This window comes from Microbacterium sp. MYb54 (assembly GCF_002979515.1).
Lineage (GTDB): Bacteria > Actinomycetota > Actinomycetes > Actinomycetales > Microbacteriaceae > Microbacterium.
The window spans coordinates 243690-257444 of the sequence record NZ_PCPA01000001.1; the positions used below are offsets into that span (position 1 = coordinate 243690).

Here is a 13755-nt window from a genome sequence, read left to right on the forward strand (position 1 = left end):
CGATGACGTCCCGATCCACGGAGACGACGCGACCGAGCGTGTTCTGGCCGCTCGCGGCGCTGGTGATCCCCGTGGTCGCCCTGATCGCGAAGATCCGTGTCAGCGGTGCGGAGAAGCTGCCGCGTGAAGGCTCGTTCATCCTCGCACCGAACCACTACTCGGAGTTCGATCCGCTCATCGTCGCCGTCGCCGTTTGGCGGATCGGCCGTGCGCCGCGGTTCATGGCCAAGGAGAGCCTGTTCAAGGTGCCGGTGCTCGGCTGGTTCCTGCGGCGCACCGGCATGATCCCTGTGGCGCGCACCTCTTCGGCAGCGTCGGCGCGACAGACGATGGTGCAGTCGAAAGAACTCGTCGAGCACGGTCGCGGCGTGATCGTCTACCCCGAGGGCACCCTCACCCGTGATCCTGACCTCTGGCCCATGCGGGGCAAGTCCGGCGCAGTGCGACTGGCCCTCGCCGACGGGATCCCGCTGATCCCGATGGCGCAGTGGGGCACCCAGGAGATCATGGGGCGGTACCAGAAGGGCCTCAGCCTCTGGCCGCTCCGCAAGCCCGTACGGGTACTCATCGGCGATCCCGTCGATGTCGCCGACCTCCGAGGACGTGCAGGCGAGCCCGCAGCGCTCAATGAGGCGACGACCAGGCTGATGAACGCCATCACCGTGCTCCTCGAAGAGCTGCGCGACGAGAAGGCTCCGGCGGAACGATGGAACCCGGCCAGCCACGGCCAGAAGGAGACCGGACGCCTTGACTCCTAAGAGAACCGTTCCGGTAGGTCCGCGGGCCACGGTCATCGGCTCCGGCAGCTGGGGAACGACCTTCGGCAAGATCCTCGCAGACGGCGGCGCCCAGGTGACGATGTGGGCTCGTCGTGCAGAACTCGCGCAGGAGATCAACGAGGCCAAGCGCAACTCCCGCTATCTGCCCGGCATCAACCTGCCGCGGACGATGGCGGCGACTCATGAACTGGCGACCTCACTCGAGGGCGTCGACCAGGTCTACCTGTCGGTACCGAGCCAGTCGCTGCGTGAGAATCTGAAGGCGCTGCGGCCGCTGCTCGCCGACAGCGATGCGAAGGTCATCAGCCTCATGAAGGGTGTCGAGCGCGGTACCGGTCTGCGCATGAGCCAGGTGATCCAGCAGGAACTGCGCTGCGACCCCGATCGCATCGCGGTCGCATCCGGTCCGAACCTCGCACTCGAGATCGCTCGGGAGCAGCCGACGGCTGCTGTGATCTCCTCGCGCAGCCAGGAGACCGCCGAGATCGTTGCACGCGCGGCTCGGAACAGCTACTTCCGCACGTTCGTGAACACAGATGTGATCGGCACCGAGTTCGGTGGTGTGCTCAAGAACCTGATCGCGGTCGCCATCGGCATCGTCGACGGTGTCGGATACGGCGAGAACACGAAGGCGTCGATCATCACTCGCGGACTCGTCGAGATGACGGACTTCGCCGTGGCGAACGGTGCACATCCGGAGACGCTCCAGGGCCTTGCAGGGCTCGGAGACCTGATCGCCACGTGCCAGTCGCCGTTGAGCCGCAACAACACCGCAGGACGCCTGCTCGGCCAGGGCTACAGCTTCCAGGACGTCGTGAAGCAGATGCAGCAGACCGCAGAGGGTCTGGCCTCGGTCGCGCCCATCCTGCAGCTCGCGCGCGAGGCCGAGGTCGACATGCCCATCGTCGAGCAGGTGAAGATGGTGCTCGACGGCAAGATGGATCCGCGGGACATCGCACCCCACCTGACGACGGACGACGACACCCCGCAGGGTGAGAGGACCAACCATGGACAAGCAGACGGTGGTGGTGCTCTTCGGCGGGCGCTCCAGCGAGCATTCGATCAGTTCCGCAACGGCGGGGGGCGTGCTGGGGGCAATTGATCGCGACCGCTATGCCGTGATCCCGGTGGGGATCACCCGCGAGGGCGCGTTCGTCCTGGAAGACGACGACCCCGCGAAGTTCCCGCTGGATGCCGCCCACCTTCCCGAGGTCGTCGACAACGGCACGCGCGTGTTGTGGCCGGAGCCCGGGGGCGACCGCACGTTGCGTGTCGTGCAGGTCGACGGAACGGTGGACGGTCTCGGCGAGATCGACGTCGTGCTGCCCATCCTGCATGGTCCGCATGGTGAAGACGGCACGATCCAGGGTTACTTCGACACGCTCGAGGTTCCCTATGCGGGTGGCGGCGTTCTCGACTCGGCGCTGTGCATGGACAAGCACTTCATGAAGATCGCCCTCCAGGCTGCCGGCATCTCCGTCGCGCCCTGGGTGACGGTCCGCCGCAAGGACTGGGACCGTGACGCTGCCGCCGTGCGCGCTCTCGCCGCCGAGCTCGGGCTGCCGCTTTTCGTGAAGCCGGCGCGTGCGGGATCCAGCGTCGGCGTGTCCAAGGTGGACACTCCGGACGAGCTCGATGCTGCGCTGGCTGTGGCTTTCGCCGAAGACGACAAGGTGCTGATCGAGACGGGTGTGAGCGGTCGCGAGATCGAGGTCGCGGTGCTCGAGAGCGCAGACGGTGTGCGGGCCTCGCTACCCGGCGAGATCGTCTTGACCTCCCGCGGCTTCTACGACTTCGAGGGCAAGTACCTCGGTGGCGACGGTGTCGATGTCGTGTGCCCTGCCGAGGTGACCGACTCCGAGCTGGCAGCGATCCAGGCGGCGGCCATCCGTGCGTTCGAGGCCGTCGACGGTCGAGGGCTCGCCCGTGTCGACATGTTCCTGACATCGTCCGGCGATCTCGTGGTGAACGAGCTGAACACGATGCCGGGGTTCACCCCGATCTCGATGTTCCCGAAGTGCTGGGTGGCTTCAGGGCTGAGCTACGGCGACCTGATCACCGAGCTGGTCGAAGCAGGCCTGCGCCGCTGACAGCGGAGTTCCTCGCGGGCTTCAGCTCGCGGGGAACTCGACGCGGTCGGTGCACTGCGCCGTCGCGGGTGCGAGACCTGCCTGGATGCTCGAGGAGATCTTGTCGACGATCGACTGGAAGTCGACCTGCTCGCCACGGCGGATGCTCACCTCGATCGCGGGCTCGCGCCCGTAGGTGACCAGACGCTGCCGCTCCTCTTCCTGTTCGAGGACCAACCAGTCGACTCCGCCGAGCGTCGTGCACACGAGTGCCGAGGGGGCCGGCGGCTCGACGCCGCAGCGCAGCACGACGGTGGGGTCGCCCCACGCGCCGGTGGCCTGAGCGTCGGTCCACAAACGGTCGAGATCGCCGACCGCGTCAGGAAGCAATACCGAGACATTCGCGCATGCCGGGTTGTTCGCATCCGCAGCAGGTTCGAGGTGCACGGTGGTCGAACAGCCGGTGAGCATCGCAGCGAGGGCCACTGCGCCTGCGAGGACAGCGAGGCGACGGGAACGGGGCATGCTTCCAGGCTACCTTTGACAGCATGCCCTCCCGACCCGAAGCCGACGATCCGCGCCTGGGCGATGTGTCCGAAGGCCGCATCCTCCAGGCGATCCTGACCCGGACTCCTGCTGCGTCTCACGCGTTGATCGGGCCAGGCGACGACGCCGCAGTGATCGCGACTCCTTCCGGGTCCGTGGTGGCGACGACCGACACTCTCGTTCACGGGCCGGACTTCCGTCTCGCCTGGTCGAGCGGGTACGACCTGGGCTGGAAGGCCGCAGCGGTGAACCTCGCGGATGTCGCGGCGATGGGCGCGCGTCCGACCGCACTGCTGGTCGCTCTCGCCGTGCCACGCGACCTCCGGCTCTCGTTCGTCGAGCGGCTCGCCGATGGTTTCAAGGATGCGTGTGCGGCACTCGCGCCGGGATGCGCCGTCGTCGGCGGTGACCTGACCGTCTCCGATGTGCTGACCGTGGCTGTGACAGCTCTCGGCGACCTCGAGGGACGCGTTGCCGTCACTCGCAGCGGTGCGCGGCCGGGCGATGTCGTCGCGGTCGCCGGCGAACTCGGCCATGCAGCGCACGGTCTCGCCGTGCTGTTCGGCCGTTTCCGCGACGACGGTGTGCCGGTGGCGGTCGACGTGGCGAAGCTGGCCTCGGGGGAGAGCGCTGCCCTGGTCGCGCAGCTGCGTCCATCTCCGCCCATCGGTCTCGGTGCTGTGGCGGCGACCGCCGGTGCGACAGCGATGATGGATATCTCCGACGGGCTGGCTCTCGACGCTCGACGGATGGCCGCGGCATCAGAGGTCACGATCGCTCTCGACAGGACCGCGCTCGGCGACGATCCGGAACGAGCGATGGCCGGGGGAGAGGACCACGCGCTCCTCGCTACGTTCCCCGAGGGCGTGCTGCCTCCGGGGTTCCGGATCATCGGGAAGGTTCAGCATCGCGGCGAAGAAGGACTGCTCTGCGACGATCGCCCGGTCGACGTCAGCGGATGGGATCCCTACCGGGACTGGGACTCGGTCGGCGGCTGATCGAGCGGTGCGGCGCTCTCGTCGTCCGAGGCCGGTTCCGCCCACCACAGCGTGGTGTCTCCGTAGGACTTCTCCCGGAACAGTTCCAGGCCGGCCGCAGTGAAGTCCGGAGGCGTGGAGCGACGTGCTCGTTCGACGACGACCACGGCGTCGGACGAAAGAAGTGGTGCGAGTGCGACGAGATCGGCCGTCATCGCGGTGTCATCGAGATCGTACGGCGGATCCGTGAAGACGAGGTCGAACGGACCGCTCGCCCGCTGGAGGAAGGCATGGACCGCGCTCTCGTGGACCCGACCGCTCGGCATGCCTCCGGCTTTCGCGACGATCGCGGCGTTGCGCCGGACGATGGCAGCGGCTTGGCGTCCTCGCTCGACGAACTCGGCACTCGCGGCCCCTCGGCTGAGGGACTCCAGACCGAGCGCTCCCGATCCCGCGTACAGATCGAGGACCCGTGCGCCGGAGATGGCGCTGAGGGACTCGAGGGCGCCGAAGAGCGATTCGCGTACCCGATCGCTCGTTGGACGTGTTCCGGCGCCCGGCACCTCGAGTCGGGCACCTCTGGCGCTGCCTGCGATGATCCTCGTCACCTGATCACGATACGACAGCCAGGGTGACAGCCGTGTCGGTCGCGTTCCCTAGACTCGGAGCATGTCGCTCACGCTCGATTCCTCGCTGGAGGATGCGCTCGGTGCGGCGTCTGCCAAGACGCTCGGTCGCGCCTTCAGCATGAAGAGCGTCGGAGACCTGCTCGCTCACTATCCGCGCCGCTATGCCGATCCGGGTGAGCTCACCCCGATCCGCGATCTTCCGCTGGGCGAGACGGTGACGATCGTCGCCGAGGTGCTGTCCTCGAGCTTCCGTCGCATGCGCAACCGCCCGGGTGCCATGGTCGACGTCGTCATCGGCGACGGCATCGGCCGGATGTCGCTGACCTTCTTCGCCAAGAACGTCGGCGCGGCGGAGTGGCGCTCGACCGATCTCGCGGTGGGGCGTCGAGGGGTGTTCTCCGGCAAGGTCGGCAAGTTCAACGGCATGACGCAGTTCGCGCACCCCGAATACGAGCTGTTCGACGACGAGGATTCCGCACGGCGAAGCGCCGACGCGCGTGCCGCGGTGCCGATCCCGATCTATCCCGCGACCTCGGCGATTCAGACCTGGCAGATCGCCAGACTCATCGGCCGGGTGCTGGATGACCTGCCCGATGCACCGGACCCGCTCAGTGCGGACATCCGCGAAGGCGAAGAGCTGCTCACCGCTCGCGAGGCATTGGAGCTCGTGCACCGACCGCGCACGCGCAACGACATCGACCCTGCCGTGCGCACGCTGCGCATGCACGAGGCACTCACCCTGCAGACTGCGCTCCTGCAGCAGCGGGATGCCATCCGAGCCCTCTCCGCGACTTCTCGGCCCGCACTCCCCGCTGGGTTGCTCGAGCGGTTCGATGCGAGCCTCCCGTACACGCTCACTCCGGATCAGGAGACGGTCGGGCAGCAGATCTCCGCCGATCTCGTCGGAGCGTGGCCGATGAACCGCCTGGTGCAGGGCGAGGTCGGATCGGGCAAGACACTGGTCGCGCTCCGAGCGATGCTGCAGGTGGCCGAGAGCGGTGGCCAGGCGGCGCTGATCGCCCCCACCGAGGTTCTTGCCGGCCAGCATCTGCGTTCCATCGCGAAGATGCTCGGCCCGGAGCTCTCCCCGATCCTGATGCCGACCCTCTTGACCGGTCAGATGCCGGCGGCGGAGCGCCGGAAGGCCGCTCTGAGAGTCGCCTCCGGTCAGGCGCTCATAGTCGTGGGCACCCACGCGCTGCTGGGCGAGAAGACGACATTCGCCGACCTCGGTCTCGTGGTGGTCGACGAGCAGCACCGATTCGGCGTGGAGCAGCGTGAGGCTCTGCGGGCGAAAGGCTCGAGCCCCCACGCGCTGGTCCTGACGGCGACTCCGATCCCGCGGACGGTGGCGATGACCGTGTTCGGCGACCTCGACACCTCGGTCATCCGCACGATGCCGGCCGGCCGCGCGGGCATCGAGTCGTTCGTGGCCCCGCTCTCTGAGCACCCGGGGTGGTTCAACCGCGTCTGGGAACGTGCGGCCGAAGAGATAGCTCAGGGCAGGCAGGTCTTCGCGGTGTGCGCGGCGATCGACACCGCGAAGAAGACGGCCGAGGCGGGGGAGCCTGCGGCGCTGGCGCCCGAGGGCGGGACAGGACCGCGGTGGGGCGTCGTGCAGCTCGACGAGGCACTCGCGACCCACCCCACGCTCGGGGGCCTGCGAAGAGCTGTGCTGCACGGGCGGATGCCTTCCGATGAGAAGGATGCCGTCATGCAGGCGTTCGCGCGCGGCGACATCGACCTGCTCCTGGCCACCACGGTGATCGAAGTCGGTGTCGACGTACCCAATGCCTCCACGATGATCGTGCTCGACGCCGATCGGTTCGGGGTCTCGCAACTTCACCAACTCCGTGGTCGAGTGGGCAGAGGGGGCGTCCCGGGTCTCTGCCTGCTCGTCACCGAAACGGAAGCGGGTTCGCTCGCACGCGACCGTGTCGACGCGGTCGCCGCAACGCTCGATGGCTTCGCCCTGGCGGAGGTCGATCTGGAGCTGCGAGGCGAGGGAGACGTGCTCGGTGCCGCCCAGGCAGGCGTACGCTCTTCGCTCAAGCTCCTGCGGGTCGTGAAAGACGCCGGACTCATCAGCCGGGCACGCGAGGTGGCGGAAGGGATCCTCGCCGCAGACCCCGATCTGACCGGTCATCCGGGGTTGCGCGAGGCGATCGGCAGGCGAGTGAGCGACGAAGACCGCGCAGCGCTGGCGAAAAACTGACGCCGTCACGACGTGCCCTAGGCTGGAAACCATGAGCAGCCGGATCGCCGTCGTCCCGGGTTCCTTCGATCCGCCGACCCTGGGTCATCTCGATGTGATCCGGCGTGCGGCCGCGCTGTATGACGAGCTGCATGTGCTGGTCGTGCACAACCCGGGCAAAGAGGCGATGTTGCCGATCGCGCAGCGACTCTCCCTTCTGGAGCGCTCGATCGCTGAGGACGGCATGCAGGGCGAGATCGTGATCGGCTCGTGGAGCATGGGTCTTCTCGTCGACTACGCCCGCGACGTGAATGCCGGAGTCCTGGTGAAGGGCATCCGGTCTCAGATCGACGTCGCCTACGAATCTCCGATGGCCATCGTCAACCGGCACCTCGCCGGCATCGAGACCGTCTTCCTGCTTCCCGACCCGTCTCACGCGATGGTCTCCAGCTCTCTCGTGCGACAGGTCGCCTCTCTCGGAGGAGATGTGACACCCTTCGTCCCGCCCGCGGTGGCGGCGTTCCTGGACACCGGCGGCCGCGGCGTCTGAGCCTGCTCCCTGAACGTGCGGCCAGCCCGATCCGAAGCGCGGCCCGGTAACATGGCAGGGTGCGCTCCCGAATGAACGGCCCTTTCGTCCTCCCCGTCCGCGACATCGTCCGGCATCCGGGAGAGATGCGCGAACACGAGTTGACCGTGGCTCTCGCTGAGGCGTGGGGCGAGGGGATCGTGTCGTACGAGGCAGGCTCCACTCTCGCCCTCGACGTGCGTCTGGAGTCCGTTCACGAGGGCATCCTGGTGTCCGGAACGGCTGATGCAGAGTATGTCGGTGTGTGCGGAAGATGCCTGATCGACATCACTCGGCCCGTCGAAGTCGAGTTCCAGGAGCTTTTCGCGTATCCTGGTGAGGAAGAAACTGACTTCGAGGTTCAAGACAACCACGTGGATCTTGAAACTCTCGTCAGGGATGCGGCCGTATTGGCCCTTCCTTTTCAGCCGGTGTGTCAGCCGGATTGCCCGGGTCTTGACCCGAAAACGGGTGAACGACTGGCCGTGAGCATCGGAACGGAGCAGGCTGCTCCCATCGATCCTCGATGGAGTGCGCTCCAGAACATCACAGACCAAGACGGTGCGGAAGAATCTCGCGCCGCCGAGAAAGAAGAGAGCTAGTCATGGCTGGTAACCCCCCGAAGCGCAAGGTTTCCCGTTCGAACACCCGCTCGCGTCGCGCGCAGTGGAAGGCGGCGCCCATCGCGCTCGTCAAGACCATCGAGAACGGTCAGGTCGTCTACAGCCGTCCGCACCAGGCGAAGGTCGTCACCGACTCGCAGGGCACCGAACTCTTCCTCGAGTACAAGGGCCGCAAGGTCGCCGACGTCTGAGTCGCGTACTGTGACGGAGGTCCCCGGGGGGACGAGGCCTCTCCCAGAAAAGCTCCGCGTCGATATCGACGCGGAGCTTCTGGAGTTGGCCCTCACCCATCGCTCGTACGCGTATGAGCACGGGGGCATCCCACACAATGAGCGGCTTGAGTTCCTCGGAGACTCGGTCCTCGGTCAAGCCGTGACCGTGATGCTCTTCACCACGCACCCTGACCTCGATGAGGGCGAGCTGGCGAAGCGACGCGCAAGCGTCGTGTCGACCGTCGCACTCGCGGAGGTGGCACGCGGGATCGATCTCGGCAGTCACCTGCTGCTCGGTCGCGGTGAGGAGCAGACGGGCGGTCGGGATAAGGACTCGATTCTTGCCGACACGATGGAAGCCGTCATCGGTGCGACGTATCTCTCGGTAGGGCCCGACGCCGCCACAGAACTCGTGCTTCGTCTGACGAAGCCGTTGTTGGCTGACCCCGAACGCTACGGCGCTGCGATGGACCCGAAGACCAGCCTGCAGGAGCTCGCCGCCCGTCTGGGCGCGTCGCCTCCTCGGTACTCGGTGGAGGCGAGCGGTCCGGATCATGACCGTCGCTTCCTGGCCACCGTCGCTGTCGGCGATGTGAGCATGACCGGCACCGGCAGCAGCAAGAAGACCGCGGAGATGGCGGCGGCTCTCAGCGCCTGGCGCACTCTCAGCGAGCATGCCTGAGCTCCCCGAGGTCGAGGTCGTTCGCGCCGGACTCGAACCGGCTGCCGTCGGCTCGCTGATCACCTCCGTCAGCGTCTTCGACGAGCGGGCGCTGACACGGCACTCGGCCGGCGCCGCTGACTTCGTCGGCAGGCTCGAGGGGCGGACCTTCTCGGCGGCAGCGCGCCGCGGAAAGTTCCTCTGGCTTCCTCTCGACGATGCGCAATCAGCGCTCATCGCCCATCTGGGAATGAGCGGACAGATGCTTCTTCGCGCTCCGACCGCAGACGCGGAGCGACATGAGCGGGTGCGGATCGGCATCGAGCACCCCGTTCACGGTGAGCTCGCGATCGTGTTCGCGGATCAGCGGACCTTCGGCTCTCTCGCCGTGGACGCGCTGGTCGACGATGGCGCATCGAGGATTCCGACCCAGGTCGCGCATATCGCGCGCGATCCGATGGACGATGACTTCGACGATGGGGCGTTTCGCGACGCTCTGGGTCGACGTGCGAGTGCGATCAAGCGTGTGCTCCTCGATCAGGGAGTTGTGAGCGGGATCGGCAACATCTACGCCGATGAGTCGCTCTGGGCGGCGCGCATCCACCCGGAGACTCCGGCGAATCGCCTCTCGACCGCGGCGGTGCATCGTCTTCTGGCGGAGGTGCGGATCGTGCTCGGGAAGGCTCTCGCCGAAGGCGGCACCAGTTTCGACGCACAGTACGTCAATGTCAACGGTCAGGCCGGGTACTTCGCCCATTCACTGAACGCCTATGGGCAGGGCGGGAAACCATGCCCGCGTTGCGGGGGTGAGATCCGTCGGGTCTCGTTCATGAATCGCTCGTCGCACTTCTGTCCCACCTGCCAGCGGCGACGCTGAGACGCCCGCATCGGACGATTCATGCGGACGGGGAGTCCGCCGCCTGAGCAGTCATGTGCTGGCCGGTCGCTGGAAGAGCGGCCATTCGCGCTGGCCTGTCATCGAGGGAGATGGCGTCGAACGCCAGGGGAAGGCCCTGGGCGGTCCATGGCGAGGCCCGATCCATGAGCTGCGCGTGGACATGAGGCTCGCTGCTGTTGCCGGAGTTGCCACAGCGTGCGATCTGCTCTCCGGCGCGAACCCTCGCACCGACCTGAACCATCACCGAATCCTGCTGCAGGTGTGCGACTGTGGCGAACTCCCCGGCGGCTCCGCGGATCGTGACGTGGTTGCCCAGGATGAAAGCAGTGCCGCCGATCTCGCGTACGACGCCCTCGAGCATCATGTAGACGAGGCTGAGCCCGCTCGAACGCGCACGGTGGTCCCTCTGGCGATCCGTGGCACGCACGACGGTTCCGTCGATCATCGCGACGACGGGTTGTCCGAAGGCGGGATAGTCGCTGGCTTCTCGCATCGCAGGGCCGGCGCCGAAGGAAGGACGTTCTGCGTCGATCGGCTCATGTACGAGGTCGATGGCGTACGCCTGCCCGTACATTCGGACTCCGTGACTGGGAACCTTGGTCGCGGGGCTGTTCATTCCGAGCCATCGACCGTGGACGGGAGAGGAGACCACCGACGTCTCCCGCTCCGGCACCAGGCGTGCGCCGACGAACACGAGCAGCATGCATGCGACCAGCACACCCATGGCGATGAACGCGACTACGGCTCTCATCTGCCCGGAACCGTCCCAGAGGGCGAGTCCGCTGGTGAGGGCCACCACGACCAGGACCAGAGCCGCCATACCGTAGACCGGGACGCGGACGCGATAGATGGCGAGGAGCACGGCTCGGACCGGTGTATGCCGGTGGGCCGATCGGCCGCTGCTCTCGATGCGCTTCATCTACAGGCTGACAGTGAACACGACGTGGGCTCGCTCTTCGTCGGCAGCGGCGAAGAACTGGCGCAGCGCGGTCAACCAGGTCAGCGCATAGCGTTCCTCATCGGGACCGTACTCAGGATTGCGGAGTTCCTCCGGCATCTGGGCGTACAGACGCGAGAACTGCAGGTCGTCGAGTTCGCGGAGATAGCCGGCGACATCGGCGACCTCGAGGGGGTCGAGATGCGTGATCCACGACTCATCGTCGTCGACCTGCAGAGCGCGAGCACCTCCGATCACACCCCGCGCAGGCCAGGGTCCTTCTTCCGCCGCCGGTGCGAGTGCGCATGCGATCGGGTCCCACGCCTTGTCCGTCTCGCAGGCTCGCGCGTAGACGGCTTCATCCTCCTCGTACGCGGAGAGCACGGACCGGAGCCGCTGGTCGTCGCCGACAGCTTCGAGCACGGGCGCGATCTGTTCGTCATCGAGGCGGAAATGCAGACCGAGTTCCACGAGTTCTCTCCTTTTCGGGGTGTCAGGCGCCAGGCTCCGAGCCCCCACGACGATTGCTCGATTGCCTCGACGGAATCAGCTTACGATGATCAGCGGCTCGCTGTTCCGTGCCGCATCCGGGACGTCTTCACGCCGATTGGAATGCCCCACGGAGCAACGGGCTGGTAGCCCAGGTGCTCGCCCACACCACCCCGATCCCGATCGTGACGACAGCTGCGATCGTGAGGAGCGACAGCGGTGCGGTCACGATCGCGATTCCGACCAACGGGAACACGAGGACGCCGGCGACCAGCGCTGAGCCGATAGCCGTGATCAGCAGTGGCGACATGATGGCTCGCCGGCGGGCGCTGTCCACTGTCTCCCGGGGCATGCCCAAGTGGTGAAGGCTGCGGTGCAGCTCCCGTTGGTCGAGGATGTCCGACGCCTGGTTGACGCCGACGGACGCCGCAACCATCAGGAACGATCCGATGAGCGTGATGATGAGACCCGTGCGGATGTCGTCTGCGAGGGCGAGGTCCGACGCCGCTGCGTCAGAAGCGCTCATCATGTTGAGCATCGCGACCCCGGTGCCGGCGAATACGGCCATGAAGCTCGCCATCGCGATGCCACCGACCTGACGCCATGCAGCTTTGGGGGAGTCGAGCACGATGCGGGCGGCGAGGAGTCGCTCGGGCTTGTCGGCGCGACGAAGTTGACCGGATGCCGACACCTTGAGGGCCCACGGGCCGACGAGATTGAGGACGCCCAGCGCCGCGCCGAAGAGTGCAGCGAGTACGACGATGGTCATGACGACCCCGCCGATCGAGGGGAAGACTTTGACCAGGACGAACGAGATGGCGATCGCACCCGCGCCGAACAGAGCACGGATCCAGTGCACCTTCGACACTTCGGTGCGGGTGCGCACGCCGAGCGGCGAGATGACGACGCGGCGGAGGCCGATGACGGCGCTGGTCGCCGCGAGCACGAGCACCGCGATGACGACGATGCCCGTCTGGAGGGGAGGGAGCACGACCGCAGAGAATCCGAGCGGTGCCCCTCGAAACGGGATCAGTCCGATGAGCGGGCTGATCGCAACATGTCCGATGATTCCCGCGACCGCACCGACGGTGGCAACGAGAACCGATTCTGCGACCGTGGCGACGGTGACTCCGGTTGGGGAGACGCCGAGCAGACGGAGGGTGGAGAGTCTTTCGTCGCGTCGGCGGGCGGAGAGCCTCGCCGCTGCGCCGCCGAGAGACATCAGCGGAACGACTAGGAGCACGAGTGCGATCGCGGCGAGGCCCTGATAGAGGGCCGCGTACTCATCGGTCCAGCCCCAGAACGACTGGGCGCCCCCGATCACGGTGAGAACCAAGGTCGTCACTATCGCGAACGCGACGATGGGCAGGGCGAGAACGCTGTTCTGCCCCGGGGCCGGGCGCAGGAGCAGTGCCAGGACGTTCCGGTTCATGCGGCCACCGCCGAGGAGATGATCCGCCCGTCGCGCACTGCGATCGTTCGGGTGCAGCGCGCGGCGACATCTGGGTCGTGCGTGACGACGACGAGGGTGCGTGCCTGCCCTGTCGTCGACCACAGGAGTGCGTCCATCACCTCGGATGATGTGTGGGTGTCGAGGGCGCCGGTGGGTTCGTCGGCGAAGACGAGCTCTGCACCGGTCGCTTGCGCGCGGGCGATCGCGACACGCTGCGCCTGCCCGCCTGAGAGCTCGCCGATTCGTCGGTCCTCCATTCCGGCGAGGCCGAGCGCGGCGAGCCACGACGCCGCATGCTGCAGCGCATCCTGGCGCCGGATGCCGTTGATCATCGAGGCGAGTGCGACGTTCTCCACCGCGGTGAGTTCGGGAATGAGCAGCCCTTGCTGGAAGACGAAGCCGAATCGCTCTCGGCGCAGACGCGAACGCGCGGATTCGCCTAGTGCGGTGACCTCGATGGGTGCACCTTCGGCGGGGCGGAAGACGACGCTCCCCGAATCTGGTGCGGTGATACCCGCCAGCACGTGCAGGAGCGTCGTCTTCCCCGAACCGGAAGCACCCATGATCGCGACGGACTCACCGCGTTGGATCGCGAGATCGACGCCGGCGAGAGCGCGCGTCGTCCCGAAGTTCTTGGTGAGGGCATGGGCTTCGATCACGGGGATATTCATGTTTCCAGCCTCGTCACCCGTGCGTCCGGCGTCGTCGGCCCGGCGGATG

General features: G+C 67.0%; 16 protein-coding genes. 10 read left to right on the forward strand and 6 right to left on the reverse strand.

Annotation, left to right across the window (positions count from 1 at the left end; translation table 11 throughout):
• Positions 1-2 precede the first annotated feature (2 nt).
• The 3 genes from CQ040_RS01130 to CQ040_RS01140 are packed head-to-tail and all read left to right on the forward strand — an operon-like array spanning position 3 to position 2869.
• Entirely contained in the window at positions 3-758 is a 756-nt protein-coding gene (locus CQ040_RS01130; protein ID WP_105525478.1) for a 1-acyl-sn-glycerol-3-phosphate acyltransferase, read from the forward strand.
• Positions 748-1881 (forward strand): NAD(P)H-dependent glycerol-3-phosphate dehydrogenase, encoded by a 1134-nt coding sequence (locus CQ040_RS01135; protein WP_028502703.1) that lies wholly within the window; start codon positions 748-750, stop codon positions 1879-1881. Before CQ040_RS01130 ends, CQ040_RS01135 begins: the two co-directional genes overlap by 11 nt.
• On the forward strand, positions 1787-2869 hold the full coding sequence (locus tag CQ040_RS01140; RefSeq protein WP_105525477.1) for a D-alanine--D-alanine ligase family protein: 1083 nt from the start codon (positions 1787-1789) through the stop codon (positions 2867-2869). Before CQ040_RS01135 ends, CQ040_RS01140 begins: the two co-directional genes overlap by 95 nt.
• Before the next feature lie 21 nt (positions 2870-2890).
• Here CQ040_RS01140 and CQ040_RS01145 read toward each other — a convergent pair whose 3' ends face one another.
• Positions 2891-3373, reverse strand: a complete 483-nt coding sequence (locus CQ040_RS01145) for a DUF3515 family protein (protein ID WP_105525476.1) — start codon at positions 3371-3373, stop codon at positions 2891-2893.
• Between the two features lie 23 nt (positions 3374-3396).
• On the opposite strand from CQ040_RS01145, the gene thiL reads away from it, so the two are divergent.
• Positions 3397-4392: a thiamine-phosphate kinase gene (gene thiL / locus CQ040_RS01150; protein WP_105525475.1), complete on the forward strand. Its 996-nt coding sequence runs from the start codon at positions 3397-3399 to the stop codon at positions 4390-4392.
• On the opposite strand, the gene rsmD is transcribed toward thiL, so the two are convergent.
• Positions 4362-4979: a 16S rRNA (guanine(966)-N(2))-methyltransferase RsmD gene (gene rsmD / locus CQ040_RS01155; RefSeq protein WP_105525474.1), complete on the reverse strand. Its 618-nt coding sequence runs from the start codon at positions 4977-4979 to the stop codon at positions 4362-4364. The two genes, thiL and rsmD, sit on opposite strands and share 31 nt — an antisense overlap.
• A 61-nt stretch (positions 4980-5040) precedes the next feature.
• On the opposite strand from rsmD, the gene CQ040_RS01160 reads away from it, so the two are divergent.
• The 6 genes from CQ040_RS01160 to mutM all read left to right on the forward strand — a co-directional run bounded on the left by CQ040_RS01160 (position 5041) and on the right by mutM (position 10135).
• Entirely contained in the window at positions 5041-7215 is a 2175-nt protein-coding gene (locus CQ040_RS01160) for an ATP-dependent DNA helicase RecG (protein WP_105525473.1), read from the forward strand.
• 31 nt (positions 7216-7246) lie between these two features.
• A complete protein-coding gene (gene coaD / locus CQ040_RS01165) occupies positions 7247-7744 on the forward strand; it encodes a pantetheine-phosphate adenylyltransferase (RefSeq protein ID WP_105525472.1) in 498 nt (165 codons plus the stop codon).
• Between the two features lie 71 nt (positions 7745-7815).
• On the forward strand, positions 7816-8364 hold the full coding sequence (locus CQ040_RS01170; protein ID WP_105525670.1) for a DUF177 domain-containing protein: 549 nt from the start codon (positions 7816-7818) through the stop codon (positions 8362-8364).
• A 2-nt stretch (positions 8365-8366) separates the two neighbouring features.
• A complete protein-coding gene (gene rpmF, locus CQ040_RS01175; RefSeq protein ID WP_028502695.1) occupies positions 8367-8576 on the forward strand; it encodes a 50S ribosomal protein L32 in 210 nt (69 codons plus the stop codon).
• A 10-nt stretch (positions 8577-8586) separates the two neighbouring features.
• On the forward strand, positions 8587-9279 hold the full coding sequence (gene rnc, locus CQ040_RS01180) for a ribonuclease III (RefSeq protein WP_028502694.1): 693 nt from the start codon (positions 8587-8589) through the stop codon (positions 9277-9279).
• A complete protein-coding gene (gene mutM, locus CQ040_RS01185) occupies positions 9272-10135 on the forward strand; it encodes a bifunctional DNA-formamidopyrimidine glycosylase/DNA-(apurinic or apyrimidinic site) lyase (protein ID WP_105525471.1) in 864 nt (287 codons plus the stop codon). Before rnc ends, mutM begins: the two co-directional genes overlap by 8 nt.
• Before the next feature lie 19 nt (positions 10136-10154).
• On the opposite strand, the gene CQ040_RS01190 is transcribed toward mutM, so the two are convergent.
• The 4 genes from CQ040_RS01190 to CQ040_RS01205 form a co-directional block, all read right to left on the reverse strand.
• Positions 10155-11075, reverse strand: coding sequence for a M23 family metallopeptidase (locus tag CQ040_RS01190; RefSeq protein WP_105525470.1), 921 nt, complete (start codon positions 11073-11075; stop codon positions 10155-10157).
• Positions 11076-11564, reverse strand: a complete 489-nt coding sequence (locus CQ040_RS01195) for a DUF1877 family protein (protein WP_181156687.1) — start codon at positions 11562-11564, stop codon at positions 11076-11078.
• A gap of 127 nt (positions 11565-11691) precedes the next feature.
• Entirely contained in the window at positions 11692-13014 is a 1323-nt protein-coding gene (locus CQ040_RS01200) for an FtsX-like permease family protein (RefSeq protein ID WP_105525468.1), read from the reverse strand.
• The gene (locus CQ040_RS01205) at positions 13011-13706 is read right to left on the reverse strand and encodes an ABC transporter ATP-binding protein (protein WP_105525467.1); all 696 of its coding nucleotides are present in this window, start codon (positions 13704-13706) and stop codon (positions 13011-13013) included. The genes CQ040_RS01200 and CQ040_RS01205 overlap by 4 nt, the downstream gene beginning before the upstream one ends.
• Between the last annotated feature and the right edge of the window lie 49 nt (positions 13707-13755).

Coding starts and splice junctions, on each gene's coding strand:
- CQ040_RS01205 (WP_105525467.1), bottom strand. CDS start 13,706: ATGAATATCCCCGTGATCGAAGCCCATGCCCTCACCAAGAACTTCGGG.
- CQ040_RS01145 (WP_105525476.1), bottom strand. CDS start 3,373: ATGCCCCGTTCCCGTCGCCTCGCTGTCCTCGCAGGCGCAGTGGCCCTC.
- CQ040_RS01130 (WP_105525478.1), top strand. CDS start 3: ATGACGTCCCGATCCACGGAGACGACGCGACCGAGCGTGTTCTGGCCG.
- rpmF (WP_028502695.1), top strand. CDS start 8,367: ATGGCTGGTAACCCCCCGAAGCGCAAGGTTTCCCGTTCGAACACCCGC.
- CQ040_RS01170 (WP_105525670.1), top strand. CDS start 7,816: ATGAACGGCCCTTTCGTCCTCCCCGTCCGCGACATCGTCCGGCATCCG.
- coaD (WP_105525472.1), top strand. CDS start 7,247: ATGAGCAGCCGGATCGCCGTCGTCCCGGGTTCCTTCGATCCGCCGACC.
- CQ040_RS01160 (WP_105525473.1), top strand. CDS start 5,041: ATGTCGCTCACGCTCGATTCCTCGCTGGAGGATGCGCTCGGTGCGGCG.
- CQ040_RS01190 (WP_105525470.1), bottom strand. CDS start 11,075: ATGAAGCGCATCGAGAGCAGCGGCCGATCGGCCCACCGGCATACACCG.
- mutM (WP_105525471.1), top strand. CDS start 9,272: ATGCCTGAGCTCCCCGAGGTCGAGGTCGTTCGCGCCGGACTCGAACCG.
- CQ040_RS01200 (WP_105525468.1), bottom strand. CDS start 13,014: ATGAACCGGAACGTCCTGGCACTGCTCCTGCGCCCGGCCCCGGGGCAG.
- CQ040_RS01140 (WP_105525477.1), top strand. CDS start 1,787: ATGGACAAGCAGACGGTGGTGGTGCTCTTCGGCGGGCGCTCCAGCGAG.
- thiL (WP_105525475.1), top strand. CDS start 3,397: ATGCCCTCCCGACCCGAAGCCGACGATCCGCGCCTGGGCGATGTGTCC.